General features: G+C 68.8%; 19 protein-coding genes and 1 pseudogene. 3 read left to right on the top strand and 17 right to left on the bottom strand.

Going from position 1 to position 17,853, the window contains the following annotated elements; translation table 11 throughout:
* Positions 1-27: 27 nt before the first annotated feature.
* From ACFTZB_RS09495 to ACFTZB_RS09465, 7 genes are all read right to left on the bottom strand, one after another.
* Positions 28-633: a hypothetical protein gene (locus ACFTZB_RS09495; protein WP_378431270.1), complete on the bottom strand. Its 606-nt coding sequence runs from the start codon at positions 631-633 to the stop codon at positions 28-30.
* 28 nt (positions 634-661) lie between these two features.
* On the bottom strand, positions 662-1,636 hold the full coding sequence (gene hemB / locus ACFTZB_RS09490; RefSeq protein WP_378431301.1) for a porphobilinogen synthase: 975 nt from the start codon (positions 1,634-1,636) through the stop codon (positions 662-664).
* 78 nt (positions 1,637-1,714) lie between these two features.
* Positions 1,715-3,280, bottom strand: a complete 1,566-nt coding sequence (locus tag ACFTZB_RS09485; protein ID WP_276140405.1) for a bifunctional uroporphyrinogen-III C-methyltransferase/uroporphyrinogen-III synthase — start codon at positions 3,278-3,280, stop codon at positions 1,715-1,717.
* A 75-nt stretch (positions 3,281-3,355) separates the two neighbouring features.
* Positions 3,356-4,321 carry a hydroxymethylbilane synthase gene (gene hemC / locus ACFTZB_RS09480; protein ID WP_072939883.1) on the bottom strand — a complete coding sequence of 322 codons (966 nt, stop codon included), beginning with the start codon at positions 4,319-4,321 and terminating at the stop codon, positions 3,356-3,358.
* Entirely contained in the window at positions 4,318-5,754 is a 1,437-nt protein-coding gene (locus tag ACFTZB_RS09475; RefSeq protein ID WP_378431267.1) for a glutamyl-tRNA reductase, read from the bottom strand. The genes hemC and ACFTZB_RS09475 overlap by 4 nt, the downstream gene beginning before the upstream one ends.
* A complete protein-coding gene (locus ACFTZB_RS09470) occupies positions 5,751-6,605 on the bottom strand; it encodes a redox-sensing transcriptional repressor Rex (protein WP_378431266.1) in 855 nt (284 codons plus the stop codon). The genes ACFTZB_RS09475 and ACFTZB_RS09470 overlap by 4 nt, the downstream gene beginning before the upstream one ends.
* 140 nt (positions 6,606-6,745) lie before the next feature.
* Positions 6,746-7,006, bottom strand: a complete 261-nt coding sequence (locus ACFTZB_RS09465) for a glutaredoxin family protein (RefSeq protein ID WP_378431264.1) — start codon at positions 7,004-7,006, stop codon at positions 6,746-6,748.
* A 179-nt stretch (positions 7,007-7,185) separates the two neighbouring features.
* Between ACFTZB_RS09465 and ACFTZB_RS09460 the strand changes: the two genes are divergently transcribed.
* Entirely contained in the window at positions 7,186-8,172 is a 987-nt protein-coding gene (locus ACFTZB_RS09460) for an HAD family phosphatase (protein ID WP_012688936.1), read from the top strand.
* Between the two features lie 15 nt (positions 8,173-8,187).
* Here ACFTZB_RS09460 and ACFTZB_RS09455 read toward each other — a convergent pair whose 3' ends face one another.
* From ACFTZB_RS09455 to ACFTZB_RS09410, 10 genes and pseudogenes are all read right to left on the bottom strand, one after another.
* Positions 8,188-9,207 (bottom strand): lysophospholipid acyltransferase family protein, encoded by a 1,020-nt coding sequence (locus ACFTZB_RS09455; protein WP_378431263.1) that lies wholly within the window; start codon positions 9,205-9,207, stop codon positions 8,188-8,190.
* Positions 9,204-10,247, bottom strand: a complete 1,044-nt coding sequence (locus ACFTZB_RS09450) for an NAD-dependent epimerase/dehydratase family protein (protein ID WP_378431300.1) — start codon at positions 10,245-10,247, stop codon at positions 9,204-9,206. The genes ACFTZB_RS09455 and ACFTZB_RS09450 overlap by 4 nt, the downstream gene beginning before the upstream one ends.
* Positions 10,248-10,447: 200 nt before the next feature.
* Positions 10,448-10,549: a 30S ribosomal protein bS22 gene (locus tag ACFTZB_RS09445; protein WP_003402602.1), complete on the bottom strand. Its 102-nt coding sequence runs from the start codon at positions 10,547-10,549 to the stop codon at positions 10,448-10,450.
* 200 nt (positions 10,550-10,749) lie between these two features.
* Entirely contained in the window at positions 10,750-10,986 is a 237-nt protein-coding gene (locus ACFTZB_RS09440) for a helix-turn-helix domain-containing protein (protein ID WP_005258384.1), read from the bottom strand.
* A gap of 125 nt (positions 10,987-11,111) precedes the next feature.
* Positions 11,112-11,942 (bottom strand): annotated as a pseudogene (gene proC, locus ACFTZB_RS09435) (pyrroline-5-carboxylate reductase); the annotation flags it as partial.
* Positions 11,943-11,963: 21 nt separating this feature from the next.
* Positions 11,964-12,806, bottom strand: coding sequence for a thioesterase family protein (locus ACFTZB_RS09430; protein WP_378431262.1), 843 nt, complete (start codon positions 12,804-12,806; stop codon positions 11,964-11,966).
* On the bottom strand, positions 12,803-13,438 hold the full coding sequence (locus ACFTZB_RS09425) for a MerR family transcriptional regulator (RefSeq protein WP_378431261.1): 636 nt from the start codon (positions 13,436-13,438) through the stop codon (positions 12,803-12,805). Before ACFTZB_RS09425 ends, ACFTZB_RS09430 begins: the two co-directional genes overlap by 4 nt.
* 84 nt (positions 13,439-13,522) lie before the next feature.
* Entirely contained in the window at positions 13,523-14,464 is a 942-nt protein-coding gene (locus tag ACFTZB_RS09420) for a sugar phosphate isomerase/epimerase family protein (protein WP_378431299.1), read from the bottom strand.
* Between the two features lie 7 nt (positions 14,465-14,471).
* Positions 14,472-15,695, bottom strand: coding sequence for a hypothetical protein (locus ACFTZB_RS09415; protein ID WP_378431259.1), 1,224 nt, complete (start codon positions 15,693-15,695; stop codon positions 14,472-14,474).
* Complete coding sequence (locus tag ACFTZB_RS09410) at positions 15,692-16,645, bottom strand: hypothetical protein (RefSeq protein WP_378431257.1); 954 nt, start codon at positions 16,643-16,645, stop codon at positions 15,692-15,694. The genes ACFTZB_RS09415 and ACFTZB_RS09410 overlap by 4 nt, the downstream gene beginning before the upstream one ends.
* Before the next feature lie 66 nt (positions 16,646-16,711).
* Here ACFTZB_RS09410 and ACFTZB_RS09405 point away from each other — a divergent pair, with 66 nt between their 5' ends.
* Both ACFTZB_RS09405 and ACFTZB_RS09400 read left to right on the top strand, forming a co-directional pair.
* Complete coding sequence (locus tag ACFTZB_RS09405; RefSeq protein WP_378431256.1) at positions 16,712-17,497, top strand: hypothetical protein; 786 nt, start codon at positions 16,712-16,714, stop codon at positions 17,495-17,497.
* A gap of 69 nt (positions 17,498-17,566) precedes the next feature.
* Positions 17,567-17,853: hypothetical protein (locus ACFTZB_RS09400; protein WP_378431255.1), on the top strand; the 287-nt coding region annotated here is incomplete at its 3' end.

Here is a 17,853-nt window from a genome sequence, read left to right as displayed (position 1 = left end):
TCTTTATATTTCACGAGCAAATCGAAGCTACTCGGCGGAGGGGGGCAACCTCAGGAAGTAGCTGTTGGAATCCTTCCGGTGCATCAGCACGACGGCGCCGACGGCCACCACGGCCTGCAGGATCTGCACGCCGCCGAGTGCGAGCGCGGAACCGCTTCCGTCCGATCCGATGCCGAAGAGCACCGGGATCGTCCACACCACCATCATCACGCACGCGATGGTGATCAGCATCCTGGCCCAGTTCCGGCCCTTCCGCATGAAGTGCACGAACAGGAGGAAAAGCCCGGTGAGGATCAGGATGAGGACGACCGTGAACCCGATACCCACGTAGAACAGCTTCTCCACGCTGTCGCGGGTCATGTCGACCTCGCCGGACGTGAAGCTGGGGTTCTTCATCAGTTCGTCGACGAACGTCGACTTCTCCGCCACCACGAGAACCATCGCGCCCAGCGCCTGGATCAGACCGAGCACGGCCACCGCCCACAGCAACTGGGCCGCGGTGCCCACGTCGACCGGTGCCGGACGTTCGGGCTTCGGCTGCGGCACCGGCGGGGGGTACGGGAAATTATGCTGCGACGGGCCCTGCTGATGCGGGGCCTGGTGCGGCGGTGTCGGTGGCCACTGCTGGGTCATGGCACCACCGTATCCGCCGACGGCGCGATCACAACCAGCCCGCCGCTTCGGTCGCCCAGTACGTCAGCACGACGTCGGCGCCTGCGCGGCGGATGCTGGTGAGCGATTCGAGGATCGCGGCGTCCCGGTCGATCCAGCCGTTCTGCGCGGCGGCCGTGATCATCGAGTACTCACCCGAGATCTGATACGCCGCAACGGGCACGGGAGAGCGGTCCGCCGTCTCGCGCAGGATGTCCAGGTAGGACATCGCCGGCTTCACCATCACCATGTCGGCACCCTCGTCGATGTCGAGGTCGACCTCACGCAGCGATTCGCGGCGGTTCGCCGAATCCTGTTGGTACGTGCGGCGATCGCCCTGCAACGACGAACCGACCGCTTCACGGAACGGCCCGTAGAACGCGGAGGCGTACTTCGCCGAGTACGCGAGCTGACCGACGTCGGTGTAACCCGCGTCGTCGAGCGCCTTCCGGATGGCGCCGACCTGACCGTCCATCATTCCGCTCGGGCCGAGCAGATGCGCACCGGCCTCGGCCTGCGCGATCGCCATGTCGACGTACCGCTGCAGCGTCAGGTCGTTGTCGACCGCACCGTTCGCGTCGAGGACACCGCAATGCCCGTGGTCGGTGAACTCGTCCAGGCAGGTGTCCGCCATGATCACCGTCGCGTCGCCGACTTCGTCTGCAAGCCAGCGCAATCCGCGATTCAGGATACCGTCCGGATCGGACGCACCCGAACCCTCGGCATCCTTGTCGTCGGGACGCGGCACCCCGAACAGCATGAGCCCGCCGAGCCCCGCCTCGGCCGCTTCCGTGGCCGCCCGCCGCAGCGAGTCGGGGGTGTGCTGGAACACGCCGGGCATCGACGAGATCTCACGAGGCTCGTCGATCCCGTCCGCGACGAACATCGGCAACACGAGATGCCGTGGCTCGAGCGAAGTCTCGGCCACGAGTCGGCGCAGCGCCGGCGTCCTGCGGAGCCGGCGCGGGCGGTGGGTCGGGAACAAGGACATGCCCTCCTTCGTCGGGCCTGTGAGTGGTTGACGAGTCCCTGGACTCCTCAACCACTCACAGGCGCGTAGCGCCTATCGCCGAGCGCGGGACTTCTTGCGCGGCGGGGGCAGTGCACCCTCGGCGCGCAGGCGCGCGGCGTGCTCTGCGAGAGCCTCCACCAGCGGGCCGACCTGAGCGGTCTCCGGCTGCACGTCCACCCGCAGACCGAACTCGATGGCCGTCTCGGCGGTCTTCGGACCGATGCAGGCGACGAGGGTGCGCGCGTGCGGCTTTCCGGCGATGCCGACGAGGTTGCGGACCGTCGAGGACGAGGTGAAGCAGACGGCGTCGAACCCACCGGTCTTGATCATCTCGCGGGTCTCGGCCGGCGGCGGCGCGGCCCGGACGGTGCGGTACGCGGTGACGTCGTCGATCTCCCAGCCGCGTTCGCGCAGGCCCTCGGCGAGCGTCTCGGTGGCGATGTCGGCGCGGGGCAGCAGAACCCGGTTGACCGGGTCGAAAACGTCGTCGTACGGGGCGAATTCGGCCAGCAGGCCTTCGCTCGACTGCTCACCGGACGGCACGAGTTCGGGGTTGATTCCGAACGAGCGCACCTTGGCGGCGGTGGCCTCGCCGATGCAGGCGATCTTGACGCCGGAGAACGCGCGGGCGTCGAGCCCGAACTCCTCGAACTTCTCCCACACCGCACGCACCGCGTTGGTGGAGGTGAAGACCACCCACTGGTAGCGACCGTCGACGAGGCCCTTCACGGACCGTTCCATCTGCGCCGGGCTGCGGGGCGGCTCGACAGCGATGGTGGGCACCTCGATCGGGATGGCGCCGTGGGTGACGAGGCGGTCGCTCATCTCGCCTGCCTGATCCTTGGTGCGCGGCACCAGGACCTTCCAGCCGTAGAGCGCGCGCGACTCCCACCACGACATCTTGTTGCGCTGGGCGACGACCTTGCCGACCGTCACCACCAGCGAACCGACCAGTTCCGAACCGGCCTCGTTCAGCGTGGCCAGCGTGGCTTCCACGGTGCGCTGCTGCCGGGTGGTGCCGCGGACGGTGATGGCGGCCGGGGTCTGCGGGGCCAGGCCGTGCTCGACGAGGGCGCTCGCCGTCTCGGCGAGGTGGCCCGACGTGGCGTGCAGGACCAGCGGTCCGGGTGCCGCGGCCAGGGCGGCCCAGTCGACCTCGCCGCGGACGTCGGCCTCGGTGTGTCCCGACCCCAGCGCCATACCGGCGTAGGAGGGGACGGCGGACGCGGAGGGCAGGCCCGGCAGGACCTCGAACTGCACCTGGGTGCGCGCGACGGCGGTGACCTCGGCGATCACGGAGTCGGTGGTCAGCGGGTCGCCGGACACCAGACGCACGACGTCGTGGCCGTTCTTCGCCTCCTGGACGAGGGTCTTCGCGACCTCGGCCGGCTCGCCCAGTGCGGGACGGACCTCGGCGAGCGGCTCACCGGTCTCGGCGTCGACGCCCAGGTCGGTGCCCACCAGGACGGTGACGCCCTTGTCGACGTCGGGGTCGGTGAAGGCGAGGGTGGCTGCGGCAAGGACGTCCCGTGCGTGCACGGTGAGCAGTGCCGGATCGCCCGGTCCGGATCCCACGAACAGGATTCGTCCGGGGGTGTTCTTACGGACTCGGCTCATCGGTAATTCTCCAGTGCGATCATGTGTCGAGATGGGTACAGGAAGCGGATCGGCCGATCAGTCGGCCTTCGCACATCAAACATCGGCATCACCGGCCTCGGTGACATTCATCAGCTCCCGCGCACCGAGCTCGAGAAGCTCCCGCGCGACGGAGCGGCCGAGTTCTTCGGCGTTCTCCGGGGAGCCCACGGCTCCCGTGCGTATGACGTCGGAACCGTCGATGGCCGCGGCGCAGCCCCGGACGGACAGTTCGTCGAAGATGCGGCCGTCGTCGTCGAGGGATTCGACGACCTCGGCGATGGCGCCGACGGGCGCGGTGCAGCCCGCCTCGAGTTCCGCGAGCAGGGCGCGTTCCGCCGTGACGGCGGCGCGGCTGTTCGGGTCGTCGAGCTCGGACAGGATCGCCACGAGTGCCGTATTGACCGACAGGCATTCGACGGCGAGCGCGCCCTGCGCGGGTGCGGGCAGCATCTGCACCGGTTCGAGCGACTCGGTGATGAGATCCAGTCGCCCGATCCGCGCCAGCCCGGCCCGGGCCAGGATCACGGCGTCGAGTTCGCCGGATTCGACCTTGCCGAGGCGCCGCTGCAGATTGCCGCGCAGCGGCTGGATGTCGAGGCCGAGGCCCAGCGCCCGCAACTGCGACGTGCGGCGAGGGGCGGACGTTCCGACCTTCGAACCTGCGGGCAGCTCACCGAGGACCAGTCCGTCGCGGGCCACGAGCGCGTCGCGGGGATCCTCGCGCGGCGGGATGGCCGCGATCGTGAACCGCTCGTCGCGGGCGGTCGGCAGGTCCTTGTAGGAGTGGACGGCCACGTCGACCCGGCCGTCGGCAAGCGCTTCCCGGAGTTCGGCGGTGAAGACACCGACACCGATCTTCTCCACCGATTCCATGGACTGGTCGCCCTTGGTCTTGATGATGACGAGTTCGGCATCGTGCCCGGCCGAGATCAGTGCGTCGCGCACGGTGCCGGCCTGGGTGGTCGCGAGCTCACTCCCACGGGTTCCGATCCGCAGCGTACGGGTGCCGACGGCGCTCATGCCTGCGATTCCTTCCCGTGGTTGTCGTCTGCGACGAAGCGGCGCAGGCGCGGGTCCTGGCCTGCGATGAAGCCGTCGGTGATGTCGATGGCACCCAGGTCTGCGCCACCGAGTTCGGTGGGCTTCGCGACGGCCTCGACGGATCCGGGGCTGAGTTCGAACAGTTCGCGCAGGGCGGCGGCGTAGGAGTCGCCACCGGGCGCGGAGGCGAGCTGCTTCACCCGGACGGTGGGCGCGTGCAGGAGCTTGTCGACCACTCGCCGCACCGTGCGGGCCACCTCGTCGCGCTCGGGATCGTCGAGTCCGGGCAGACGCGAATCCAGTCGCATCAGCTCCGCCTCGACCACGTCCGCCGCGCGCTGACGCAGGGCCGTGACGGTCGGCGTGACCTCCGCCAGCCGCTGGCCCGCGAGGTAGTTGGCGAGTTCGGCGGCGACGATCGACCGGGCGGCGTCGGCGTCGGATGCGGCCGCGCCCGCAGCGGGATCGCGCTGCAGCGACTCCATGTCGAGGACGGTGACCCCGGGCAGACCGGACACGGCGGGTTCGACGTCGCGGGGCAGTCCGAGGTCGCAGATCACGAGGGGGCGTTCGGGGTCGCGGCCGGGCTGCGCCAGCGCGCGGTGGGTGTCCGCGAGCGTGACGACGGCGCCGACCGCGCCGGTACAGGTCACGAGGACATCCGCCTGGGCCATCGCGGCCGGGAGTTCGGCCAGTTCGAGGGCCTCCGCCGCGACGCCGTTGGACCGGGCCGTGTCGGCGAGGTGTTCGGCGCGCTCCGTGGTGCGGTTCACGACGATGATGCGGCCGATCCCGGCACGCGTGAGGTGTGCGACGGACAGCCCGCCCATCGATCCGGCGCCGACCACGACGGCGGTCCGTCCGGTCAGCCCGCCCGCACCCACGATGCCGGCGGCGCGGTCGAGGGCCACCGACACGACGGACGCGCCCGCGGAGTCGATGCCGGTCTCCGAGTGCACCCGCTTGCCGACGCGCAGCGCCTGCTGCGCGAGTTCGTGCAGCGTGCGGCCCGCGGCCTGCTGCGCGTCGGACGACGCGTACGCGGTCCGGATCTGCCCCAGGATCTGCTGCTCGCCGATCACCATCGAGTCGAGACCACTGGCCACGGCGAACAGGTGCTCCGCCGCAGCCTCGCTGTAGCGCACGTACGCGTGCCGGTGCAGATCGGTCAGATCCAGCCCCGAGTGGTCGGCGAGCAGTTCGCCGACCTCGGCGAGCGCACCGTGGAACGCATCGACGACGGCGTAGATCTCCACCCGGTTGCAGGTGGAGACGATCATCGCCTCCGAGATGTGCGACGACGCCAGAAGCTTGTCCGTCAACTTCGGGCGATCGGTGTCGGTGACAGCCACCCGCTCGAGAACCGGCACCGGGGCCGTCCTGTGCGAGACCCCGACAAGCAGAACACTCACGGCGCGATCACTGATCCGTTTCTTGGTGCGGTGGACGGGACAGCCGAATGTCCGATGCGGACGCGCGGAGCGGTGGGTACCGATTCCGTGTTACGTGCGCTGTTGAACGAGAGGACCTGCATTTCGACCGCGAGGTCGACGCGGCGCATCTCGACGTGATCGGGGACGTCGAGGGAGGTGGGTGAGAAGCTGAGGATGCAGCGCAGTCCGGCGCGCACGAGGCGGTCGGCGACTTCCTGCGCCGCCTCGTCGGGGGTCGAGATGACGCCGATGGTGGCTTCGAGTTCGGCGCAGGCCTGCTCGAGTTCGTCGACGTGCCGCACGGTGAGGTCGCCCACCGGCGCGCCGACCCGCGCCGGGTCGCTGTCGAACAGCCCGACCATGGAGAACCCGCGCCGGCCGAAACCGCCGTAGCCGGCGAGCGCCTGGCCGAGGTTGCCGACGCCGACGAGCACCACCTTGTGTCCGCGGTCCAGGCCGAGCGCCCGCTCGATGCGGGCCCGCAGGCGCGTCACGTCGTAGCCGACGCCGCGCACACCGTTCGGGCCCAGGAAGGAAAGGTCCTTGCGGAGCTTCGCGGAGCCGACACCGGAGGCGGCGGCGAGTTCCTCGCTCGAGACGATGATCGTGCCGCGTTCGGCAAGCACTCCGAGGACCCGCAGGTACGTCGCGAGGCGCGTCACCGTAGCCTGGGGGATGTCCCGCGATTCGGCGAGCGGGGCCGCGCCGGCGACCGAGGGGGCCGGCGACCCGACCACAGACTGCCCGACCGCCCCCGTGACGCCAGGGGCCACAGACCCATGCGTCTGGTGCGTTTCGGTCACGTCGTTGGCTCCTCGTCCGACCGGCATTCGATGCCGTTCTTCACGATGCTCCGGGGAATTGTTCACACCACGGTAACTGCTTGTGAACCCATGCACAAAGTCGCTGCGACTGCGCGACATGCGGTCCTACCTGCACGGCATCGGAAGATCCCACTTTTAGGGTTCCCTTACTTGCGTAAATCCGAGCGAAGGCGCTCTTCGTCGACCTCCCAGTAACTGTGCTCACGTCCGTCGAGCAGCACGACCGGCAATCGGTCGCCGAATTCGGCCCGGATTTCGGGGTCCGTGGCCGCCGCCTCGTCGACGTCTATGCACGTCAGTTCCAGCCCGAACTCCTCGCACAGAACCAGCAACCGCTCGCGGGCCGGCACGCACGCACCGCACCCCGCCCGCGTGAGAAGCGTCACCTCGTGTCCAACCGTGCTCATGCCCCGCCACTTCCTTTCGACGCCTCCGGTGGAGTCACTGTGCCGTTTCGGGGTCCACGGACGCCAATCGGCTCGGAGATGAACGTCACACAGTTCCCCCCGCGGGGCCATCCACCCGCCCCGTCCCCGATTCGGGGGATAGGCTGCTCCCAGAGGCTTCTGCGATACGGGAGGTGCGAGTGCCTGCGCGATCACTACCGAACGGCTCGGGTTTCGGTTCAGGTCTGGCGGGGATCATCCTCCCGGGCCGACGCCAGTTCAGGAATCCGCTGGGACCCAGCGAAGCCGAGGTACGTGCCAACGTCGCAGGCGAGGCGAGCGCCGACGCGGCCCTCGCGCTTCACGTCGCGTCCGGCGAGGACACCGAACTGGTCGAACACGACGTTCCCCTCGATCTGACGGCCGCCGCGTTCTTCGACGTCGACAACACGATGGTCCAGGGCGCCTCGATCATCCACTTCGCGCGGGGGCTCGCCGCCCGCAAGTATCTGAAGACATCCGACCTCGTCGACTTCGCGTGGAAGCAGGTCAAGTTCCGCGTCACCGGCAAGGAGAGCAGCGACGACGTCGCCTCCGGCCGCGAGAAGGCGCTGTCGTTCGTCTCCGGACGGTCGACGGCCGAACTCGCCCGGCTCGGTGAGGAAATCTACGACGAGGTGATCGCCGACAAGATCTGGCCCGGCACCCGGGCGCTCGCGCAGATGCACCTCGACGCCGGACAGCAGGTGTGGCTCGTCACCGCGACCCCGGTGGAACTGGCGCAGGTCATCGCGAAACGCCTCGGCCTCACCGGCGCCCTCGGCACGGTCGCCGAGAGCGAGGACGGGATGTTCACCGGACGTCTGGTCGGCGACATCCTGCACGGCCTCGGCAAGGCGCACGCCGTGCGCGCCCTGGCGGTCCGCGAGGGCCTCAACCTCAAGCGCTGCACCGCCTACTCGGACAGCCACAACGACGTGCCGATGCTGTCGCTCGTCGGGACCGCGGTCGCGATCAACCCCGACACCGACCTGCGCGAGCTCGCGAAGAACCGGGGCTGGGAGATCCGCGACTTCCGGACCGGACGCAAGGCCGCCAAGATCGGCGTCCCCACCGCGCTGCTCCTCGGCGCGGCAGGCGGCGCACTCGCCGCCGTCGTCGCGCGCCGCCGCGAACAGGCGGCCTGAGCCGCGCGCCGCGGCTCAGCCGAGGAACACGTTCCGGCGCTTGGCGAGGAGCCGGTACAGCGTCTGCTGAATGGTCTCCCGGACGTGGTCGGTGACCTCGAACAGTTCCATCGGGTCGTCGGCCGCCGACGCGTCGTACGTGTCGGTGACGATCGGCTTGCCGAACTCGATGTACCACTTCGACGGCAGCGGCACGAGGCCGAGCGGGCCGAAGTGCGGGAACAGCGGGGTCACCGGGAAGTACGGCATCCCCAGCAGTCGGGCGAGCGTGCCGAGTTCACCGATCTTCGGGTAGATCTCCTCGGACCCGACGATCGAGCACGGAATGATCGGCGCACCGGTCCGCATGGCGGCGGACACGAAGCCACCGCGGCCGAACCGCTGCAACTTGTACCGTTCGCTGAACGGTTTCCCGATGCCCTTGAACCCTTCGGGGAACACGGCCGCGACCTCCCCGTCCTGCAGCAGGCGGACGGCGTCCGGGTGGCACGCGAGCGTGTGCCCGGCCTTGCGGGCGACACCGCCGACCAGCGGCATCTCGAACGCGAGGTCGGCGGCCAGCATCCGCAGCGGGCGATGCGCGGGGTGGTGGTCGTGCACGGCGACGGAGGTCATCAGGCCGTCGATGGGCAGCACACCGGCATGGTTGGCGACCACCAGCGCGCCGCCGGTCGACGGAATGTTCTCGATACCGCTCACCTCGACGCGGAACCATTTGTCGAACAGTGGGCGCAGGATGGGGAGCCACACGTTCTCGGCGAAATGGGGGTCGTAGCCGAAGTCGTCGACGTGATAGTCGCCCGAGAGCCGGCGGCGCACGAACTCGGCGGTGTTGACGATCTGCTCGGCCAGGGCGTGGCGGACGGCGTCGACGGCCGAGGACTCGGTCACGGGCTCGGGTGGGGTGATCACGGCGGGTGGCGGCATGGCGGACGGATGTCTGCTCTCGCTCTGTTCACGCCTCGAACGTCCGATAGCGGTCCCGCGCGCGGCTGTCGCACCGTGCAACGGAATGACCTTCGCCACTTCGTTCACCTCTCCCCTTTCGCCGTGCCGGTAAGAGCGAGTAGTGCGTTCTCTGCTGCGTCGACCCATTCGTTCTTGATGATCGCCTTGACGCCGGCAGCACGAGCGAAGTCGTCGAGCGCCTGCATCGAGGTCCACCGTGGCTCGAAGGATAGTTCGGTTCGCATGCGCGTGGTGTCCAGTCCGCAACCGAAATGGAAGTATTCGAGTTGCTCGGTGGTGTACGACCGCATCACCGGCCCCATCAGCGCACGCCCGAGGTTACGGAACAACGCGAAAGGCATCGGAACCTCGATCCGCCCGGCGCGGCGGATGGCCTGCGACATCATGACGACGCCGTCGCCCGCGACGTTGAACGTGCCCGGCGGACCCGACACCGTGGCCCGTTCCAGTGCGGCCAGCGCGTCCTCCTCGTGCAGGACCTGCAGGCGTGCGTCCCGCCCGAGTATGGTCGGCACGACCGGTGACGTGAGGTACTGCGCGACCGTCGCGTTGAGTCGCGGCCCGACCAGCGGTGCGAGGCGGACGATCGACACGCCGATGTCGGGGCGCCTGCGTCCCATTCCGCGCAGATACCCCTCGATCTCGATGCAGTCCCGCGCGTAGGCGCCCGCGGGGCGGCGCCGGGCGCTCATCTCCTCCGTGAACTTGGCCGGGTCCTTGGCGCTGCAGCCGTAGACGACGGAGGCCGAACGCAACACGACCTTACGGACGGACGGAGCCTTCTGGCAGACGGCGAACAACTGCATCGCGCCGATGACGTTCATGTCCTTCATGGCCGCGCGACTACCCGACTTCGGCGGGCGCGCCAGCGTCGACGCGTGCACGACGGTGTCGACCTCGGCGTTGCGAATCACCTTGCCGATCAGAGGATTCCGGATGTCGGCGCGCACGAACTCGGCACGGCCCATGCGGCGCAGCATGTCCTTGCTCGGCGACACCGCGTCCACCGCGATCACCCGCTCGATGGCCGGATTCTGAGCGAGCCGGGTGACGAGATATCCACCCAGAAACCTGCTGGCCCCAGTGACCAGCACGACGCGCGGCACCGCCGTCCGCGTAGTACTGTCTTCGTCACTCACAACCACAAAGACCCCCGATCACGTAGCGAGTGACGTCAACGATACGTGCAGGAAGGGGATGGCGCTTCGCACAACGACAATTGGCCGGTCGCCCACTACGCGACAGGAGCGGCAGGAAACGAAGGATGCCCGCCACCAAAAGGTGACGGGCATCCGGACGCAACTCTTTACTTACCGAGTTTCCTGCGCTGCACTCGGGTGCGGCGAAGCAGCTTACGGTGCTTCTTCTTCGACATGCGCTTGCGTCGCTTCTTGATCACTGAACCCATAGCGGGTGTCCCTCACGTTCTTCTCTAGCGTTCCTGCGCACGCCGATCACGTACGCTCGCGCCACTCTGGCGCCTGGGCCTCGTTTTAACTAGCTCAGCGCCTTACGACACCAGCTGGCTGGTACGACAGTCGCTAATCGTACCGGTGCGGGTCCTCTCCCCGAAAACGAGGTCGAAGTGACCCTCTTCGTGCCGATCGGTCAACCGGCGTCGAAGTACGAGGTTTCGAGGTAGTCGTGCACTGCTTTCGCATGCACTCTGAACGAGCGGCCCACGCGGACGGCGGGCAGTTCGCCGCTGTGCACCAACCGATACACAGTCATCTTGGACACTCTCATCAGCGTCGCTACCTCGGCGACGGTGAGAAATTGCGTTCCGGCCAGTGCCGGTTGTCCGTCCGGGGCCGAGCCCTTGGACGGCTTTTTTGCAGACGTCATCAACCACTTACCTCCGGCACGTCTCGCGCCGCCGGCTTCCCCTCCGGCGGAACAGACACGCACGTGCTACTTCGAGCTTAGCGGGACGGATGGGGTTACTGCGACGGGTGTGGGCAATCGAATATTCATTCGGTCGTCGTGCCGAGTTCGGCAGAACGAATTTTCGCGGCTTCGAGGGCGTCGAAAAAAGCTGTTCGGAGACCGTTTCCCTCCAGCCGGCGGATTGCCGCCGCGGTGGTTCCGCCGGGCGAAGTCACGGCGGCACGGAGTTCGGTCGCGCTCTCCCCCGACCTGTCGAGCATGGCCGCGGAGCCGACCATGGTCTGCACGACCAGTTCGGTCGCGGTCGCCCGGGTCAGTCCGAGCCCCACGCCCGCGTCGATCATGGCCTCGGCGACCAGGAAGAAGTAGGCCGGACCGGAGCCGGAGACGGCGGTGACGGCGTCGATCTGCGATTCGGGGACGACGACGACCTTGCCGACCGACGACAGGACGCCCCGGACCAGGTCGAGGTGTTCCTTCTTCACGTGTCTGCCGGGCGCGAGTACGCTGACGCCCTCACCGACCAGCATGGGTGTGTTGGGCATGACCCGGACCACCGGGAACCCGGCAGGCAGTCTCGTCTCGTAGAAGGCGGTAGGGATGCCGGCAGCGAGCGAGACGAGCAGCTGCTCGCGCTCGCCGTCGAGTTCCACCTTGGACACCTCGGTGAGCGCGGACTCGACGTCTCCCGGCTTGACGGCCATCACGATGACGTCGGCGCCTTCGGCGGCGTCGGACGGGGTGGTGACCCGCACCGAGTACGCCGCAGCCAGCTCGTCGGCGCGCGCAGGGTGCTGCTCGGCCACCACCAGATCCTTGACGGCGTGACCTGCCTGCAGAAGCCCCGAGATGAGGGCCTCGCCGATCTTGCCGCCTCCGATTACCGCAATTCTCGTCATGGCGAACAGCCTGCCACGCCGCTGTGCGGCGCCTTCCTAGCGGGGGATCATCGCCAGCTGCCGGCTCTGCACGACGATCGCCCCGGTCGAATCGAGGACGGTGTGGTCCTCCTCGAACCATGCGCCGCCGAGCACCGTGCTACTGGCCATCACGCGCAGCCAGCCCGGTGCGGGCTGCCTGCGCAGGTAGGTGGTCAGCTGGACCGTGGGTGCCCAGCCGAACATGCCGCGGTTCATCGTCACGGGGGCGCTGATGTCGCCGGTCATGATCGCGAACAGCGCCGCGGTGTCGGGATCGCTCTCGTCGCCGGCTCGCGGTCGCACCCACATGCGGACTTCGGGTTCGCCCTGGTTGCCGGTCAGGAAGTGCGCCGACGTCCCGTCCACCCGCATGTCGCAGCCCTGCGCCACGTGGACGATCTGCCCCATCGGGTGGTCGGCCGTGAGCACGACGGCGTCGGCGGGCGGCTCCACCGGGAGCTGCGCCAGGGCGTGGTCTCCGCTGTACTGCGGTTCGCCCACGTCGGGGACGCCGAGCGTGACCGACGCGTGCACGGCCACACGGTCGCCCTGCGTCAGCTCCACGTCGACGAACGACACCTGCTTGCCCTGCTTGCGCACCGTCGTCGACAGCGTCACCTCGCCCGGATCCGGGGCGGACAGGTAGTTGGCCCCGACCGCGAGGGGTTGCACCCGGGGCAGCCCGGCGTCGCCGGTCTCGTCGAGCAGTCGCCTGCGGGCGGCGGCGGCGCAGAGCGACATCATCGAGCCGCCGTGCACCTTGGGGCCGATCGTCCAGATCGGGTCGATCGACGCCCGGTACGTCCCGTCACCGGCAGCGGTGAGGACGTTGAGATCGTGGAAGGGAGTTGAGCTCACTGCTGGTCCTGTTCTTCGGGGTTCCGGAAGCGCTTCTGCGCGACGTCCTGATGCGCGAGCCTGCGCATCGCGGCGATCACGGGCTCGTAGACAGCCGTGCCCAGCACCGCGTACCGGATCGCGTGCTCGGCCGAAGCCGTGGGCATGAGCCCGATGTCGATCTCGGCGATCCCGCGCACGTGGCGCCCGTAGGCGTCGAGTCGGTCCTCGGTCATCGGGATGCCGGCTTCCTCGAGTGCCACGAGGGCACGTTCGAGCTGACCGACCGCGACGTACCGGGGGTCGTACACCTGCCCGAGCCTGTCGAGGACGGCGCGGGCCCGCGGGAACTCGTCGGAATCGTCGGCTGGTGTGTCGAGGTAGGGCGGGAGTTGCGCGATGGCCTGGCCGAGGACGTCGAACAGCGAGCCGTCGGGATGGTCGACGAGGCGGAGTATCTCCCGGATGCGGGGAATCGGCAGTCCGGCTCCGGCCAGCGCCTTGACGAGGCCGAGGCGCTGCACGTGCTCCTCGCCGTACCGGGCCTGGGTGGCGCTCGTCGCCTCGCCGGGCATCAGCAGACCTTCGCGCAGGTAGTACTTCACCGTCGCGAGCGGAACGCCGGTGCGGGCGACCAACTCGGAAACGCGCACGGCCCCTCCTTCGGCAACTCGACTGGATACTAAAACTATCCAATGTGACCCCGAGCTTACCGCAGGAGAAACCCGGCAGACGCCTCAGGTGTCGTCGTGATCGCCGCCGGAGTGGCTGCGCGGCGACCCCGACGCGGCGCGGCCCGGTTCGAGGTGGTCACGGGCGAACGCCAGCGCCTGCGCGAGCATCGACGACCGTTCCCGCTGCGTGCGGGCGTTCTGCGTGTTGATCTCGACCACGGCCTGCCCGTCGAACCCGGTGTCGACGAGGTGACGGCACAGCTGCGCGCAGGGCTGGGCGCCGTGACCGGGAATGAGGTGCTCGTCCATCGAAGCACCCCGGCCGTCGGCGAGGTGGAGATGCGCGAGACCCTCCCCCATCCGCTCCGCCAGTTTCATCGCATCCATCCCGGCCGTGGCCGTGTGCGACAGGTCGAGCGTGTAGTGGGCGTGCCCCGAATCGGTGGGGTCGTAGGACGGGCTGAACGCCGACAGCGCCGCCCCGGGTCCGCCGCGCCGCCGCAGCCGCTCGGCGGACCTCTCCTTGCTGCCGAAGAAGCCGTCCGCCCGCATGGGGAACATGTTCTCCACCGCGACGATCACGTCGCTGCGCTGTTCCAGGCCGGCCACTTGATCGGCGAAGCCGTCGGCATAACGGCGCTGCCAGCGGAACGGGGGGTGCACCACGACGCTCGTCGCCCCGAGCGATTCGGCGGTGCGCACGGATCGCTCCAGCTTCGCGACCGGGTCGGCGCCCCACACCCGCTGCGAGATGAGCAGGCACGGCGAGTGGATCGCCTGAACCGGGATCGCGTACCTGCGCACCAGTCCGGCCACCGCGCCGGCGTCCTGGCTGACCGATTCGGCCCACACCATCAGTTCGACGCCGTCGTATCCCAGATCGGCCGCGTACCGGAAGGCTGCCTCGGTGTTCTCCGGGTACACCGAGGCCGTCGACAGGCCCACCAGTACCTTCCGCCCACGCGGTGACCGTCGAACCTGCTCGTGCCCGCTGTCCCCGACCATGAGCAACTCAGCCCGACGCAAGCATGAAGGCTAACGGCCCCAGAGTGACGATCATCCCGACGACGACGGCGATCACGAAACTGGTGATGTCGTCGGTGCGGCGCAGGATGCGGACCATGGCGACCAGGCCCACGATGACGAGCAGCGCCAGAATCAGCGCGACCCACGGGAAGACGTCCCACAGCTTCTCGAAACCCTTGAAGAGCAGGGCCCCGGCGATCACGGCCACCACACCCTGACCGATGAGGACGGCCCACTCGCGGGTGGAGTTCTCGCCGGCCTCGTCGTTTCTGCCCGCCTTCGCGGCCTCGGCCTTCTCGGCCTTCGCCTCCTTGCGGGAACGGCGCGGGGTCTCGGTCTTGTGCGTGTCGTCGCGCTGGTCGGTGTCCGCCTCGTCGGTGGCGGCCTCGATGAGGTCCGTCTCCTCGGCCGCGTTCGCCGCTTCCGAGTCCCGGGACTGGCGCATCAGGTCGCCGGCCAGTGTCGATCCGGACAGCAGCGCGGGTTCCGGCTTCGCCGTGGCGGGAGCCTCCGGCTTCGGCGTCTTCGCGAACTTCGACGCGCCGTTCGACGCTGCTGCCGTACCCGCCTTCGCCGATGTTCCGGGTTTCGCCGGGGCTTCGGGCTTCGCGGTGGGCTTCGCTGGTGTAGTGGACTTCGCGGCCGGTTCGGCCTTGGCCGGGGGTTCGGCCTTCGGCGCCGGTGTCACCCGCGGAGCGGCGACGGTCGGGGCCGGTTCCGGCTTCTTCACGACCGGGGCGGCCACCGTCGGAGCCGGCGTGGCGGCCTCCGGCGCGGGCGGTTCCTTCCGGACTGCGCGGCTGACCCAGGTTCCCTGGTGATCGCGCGACGTGCCGCCCGGCACCACGGCGCGGCCACGGCCGGCGGGGCGACTGGCGATGGGCTCGTCGTCGTCATCGTCGCTGTCGTCGACTGGAGCCTCGACAGCGGCGGTGCGCTCGTCAGCCCGCACCGACGATGCTGCCGGCGCAGACGGCGTCGCCGGCGCGGGCGTGCGCGACGGCTCGGGCGCGGCAGGTTCCGGCTCGGAATCGGATTCGAGTGCCCGCGATTCGGACGGGTCCCGCACCACCGGAATTTCACCGGTCAGCTCGGCGACGGAGATTCCTCCCGCGACGCCACGCCGACGCCGTCCGCCCCGGGACTCCACCTGCTGCCCGTTGCGTTTGAGCAGCTCTGACACAGAGATCTGCTGACTGTCCTCGGTCATCGAGCACCCACCATCAATTCACCGCCCATTTCCGTATCGAGCTTGCGGAGGATCAAACCCTCGCGCAGAGCCCAGGGGCAGATTTCGAGTTCCTCCACGCCCAGTGCTCTCATGCTGGCCTCCGCAACGAGTGCTCCGGCCACGATCTGCTGCGACCTGTCGGAGCTCACCCCTTCCAATTCTGCACGGTCCGAGGCCGTCATCCGCGAAATGAAAGCTATGAGTTGCCTGAGACCGCTGGCGGTGAGGGTGCGCTTGACCCGCGGGCCCGCGCCGGACGGTGCGGCGCCCGTCAGCCGGGCCAACGACCGGAACGTCTTCGACGTGCCGACGGCCCGGTCCCACTGCCCCGCCGTGCGCAGTTCCTTCGACGGGACGGTCAGTTCGGCGTCCAGCCAATCCCTCAGCACCGCCACACGACGCTTGCCCGGCGGGTCGGCCTCGAGCCAGTCCCTGGTGAGCCGTCCCGCGCCGAGTTGCAGCGACAGTGCGACGTCCGGGTCCTCGTCGCCGCCCGTCGTCAGTTCGAGGGATCCGCCGCCGATGTCGAGGTTCAGGATGCGGCCCGCGCTCCACCCGAACCATCGGCGCACGGCGAGGAACGTCAGCCGGGCCTCGTCGACACCCGACAGGACTTCGAGCGTCACCCCGGTCTCGTCGTGGACGCGCGCGAGCACGTCGTCCGAGTTGTTGGCGTCGCGGACGGCGGACGTCGCGAAGGCCATGAGTTCACCGCACCCGGAGGTCCTCGCGATGCTGGCGAAATCTGCCACCGTCGTGACCAGGCGATCTGCACCCTGAGCGGTGATGTCACCCTTGTCGTCGGTGTTCTCCGCCAGCCTCAGAGTCGACTTGGTCGAACTCATCGGCGTGGGGTGGCCGCCCCTGTGGGCGTCCACTACGAGAAGATGGACGGTGTTGCTTCCGACGTCGAGTACCCCTAGTCGCACATTGACACGGTACTGGGTCTACCGTCGGGCTTTGTGACAGCACGTAAAGCAGGGCGTTCACACAAGATGACACCCAGCCCCGAAGTACCCCTCGACTTCGCTCGCGAATGGGTCGAATTCCCCGATCCCGACAACGCCGAGCACCTCATCGCCGCGGACATGACGTGGCTGCTATCCCACTGGACCTGCGTGTTCGGCACTCCGGCCTGCCAGGGCATCATCGGCGACCGGCCGGACGACGGCTGCTGTTCGCACGGCGCGTTCCTCTCCGACGAGGAGGATCTGGAGAAGCTGAACAAGTCAGTGAAGCTGCTCACACCCGAGGACTGGCAGTTCATGGAGAAGGGGCTCGGCAAGAAGGGGTACATCGAGGAGGACGACCTCGAGGACGAGCCCGCGCTGCGCACCCGCCGGTATCACGGCGCCTGCATCTTCCTGAACCGTCCCGGCTTCGAGGGCGGTGTCGGTTGCGCGCTGCACTCGATGGCGCTCAAGCGCGGAATCGAGCCGCTCGAGGTCAAGCCGGACGTGTGCTGGCAGCTCCCGATCCGCCGCACCCAGGAGTGGGTGGAACGCCCCGACGGCGAGCAGATCCTCAAGACCACCATCACCGAGTACGACCGGCGTGGCTGGGGCGAGGGCGGCGCGGACCTGGATTGGTACTGCTCGGGCTCACCCGACGCTCACGTCGGCGCCAAGGCCGTCTGGCAGTCGTACGCGCCGGAGCTGACGGAACTGCTCGGCAAGGCCGCGTACGCGGAATTGGCGAAGCTGTGCAAGCGCAGGGCAGGCCTCGGACTCGTCGCAGTCCATCCCGCGACTGTGGCCGCACAGCGGAAGGCCGCCGGGTAACGGACCGGACCCAGCGGTCGATCTAGCCGTCACGGCCCCATTCCGGGCACAGCCACGACGGGAGAGAACATGTTCGCTCGAATTCTGACCGGTGCCCTGTTGACCGCCGCGGCAACGCTCGCCCTCGCGCCGACCGCGTCCGCCGACCCGACCCCGGACTGGAACACCTTCTACGACAAGACGGCGAACTTCGTCGCACCGTTCGATCCGGGCGCCTTCGGCGACAAGGGTGACCGGGCGCTCGTGCTGAGCCCGTACGGCACCGGCCGGGTCATCGAATGCAAGGGCGACGGGCACTACGTCGCGGTCTACTGCAGGCAGTTCGACGACCAGGGCCGCGAGCACGCGATCACGCC

It is taken from the genome of Rhodococcus sp. NPDC057014 (assembly GCF_042673295.1).
GTDB lineage: Bacteria > Actinomycetota > Actinomycetes > Mycobacteriales > Mycobacteriaceae > Rhodococcus_F.
This window is presented reverse-complemented; position numbering and strand designations above follow the sequence as displayed.

Excerpts from the sequence above, each read along its gene's own strand:
- ACFTZB_RS09445 (WP_003402602.1), bottom strand. The coding sequence starts at position 10,549 with ATGGGTTCAGTGATCAAGAAGCGACGCAAGCGCATGTCGAAGAAGAAG.
- ACFTZB_RS09415 (WP_378431259.1), bottom strand. The coding sequence starts at position 15,695 with ATGACCGAGGACAGTCAGCAGATCTCTGTGTCAGAGCTGCTCAAACGC.
- ACFTZB_RS09440 (WP_005258384.1), bottom strand. The coding sequence starts at position 10,986 with ATGACGTCTGCAAAAAAGCCGTCCAAGGGCTCGGCCCCGGACGGACAA.
- ACFTZB_RS09465 (WP_378431264.1), bottom strand. The coding sequence starts at position 7,006 with ATGAGCACGGTTGGACACGAGGTGACGCTTCTCACGCGGGCGGGGTGC.
- ACFTZB_RS09470 (WP_378431266.1), bottom strand. The coding sequence starts at position 6,605 with ATGCCGGTCGGACGAGGAGCCAACGACGTGACCGAAACGCACCAGACG.
- ACFTZB_RS09405 (WP_378431256.1), top strand. The coding sequence starts at position 16,712 with ATGACACCCAGCCCCGAAGTACCCCTCGACTTCGCTCGCGAATGGGTC.
- ACFTZB_RS09485 (WP_276140405.1), bottom strand. The coding sequence starts at position 3,280 with ATGAGCCGAGTCCGTAAGAACACCCCCGGACGAATCCTGTTCGTGGGA.
- ACFTZB_RS09420 (WP_378431299.1), bottom strand. The coding sequence starts at position 14,464 with ATGGTCGGGGACAGCGGGCACGAGCAGGTTCGACGGTCACCGCGTGGG.
- ACFTZB_RS09495 (WP_378431270.1), bottom strand. The coding sequence starts at position 633 with ATGACCCAGCAGTGGCCACCGACACCGCCGCACCAGGCCCCGCATCAG.
- hemC (WP_072939883.1), bottom strand. The coding sequence starts at position 4,321 with ATGAGCGCCGTCGGCACCCGTACGCTGCGGATCGGAACCCGTGGGAGT.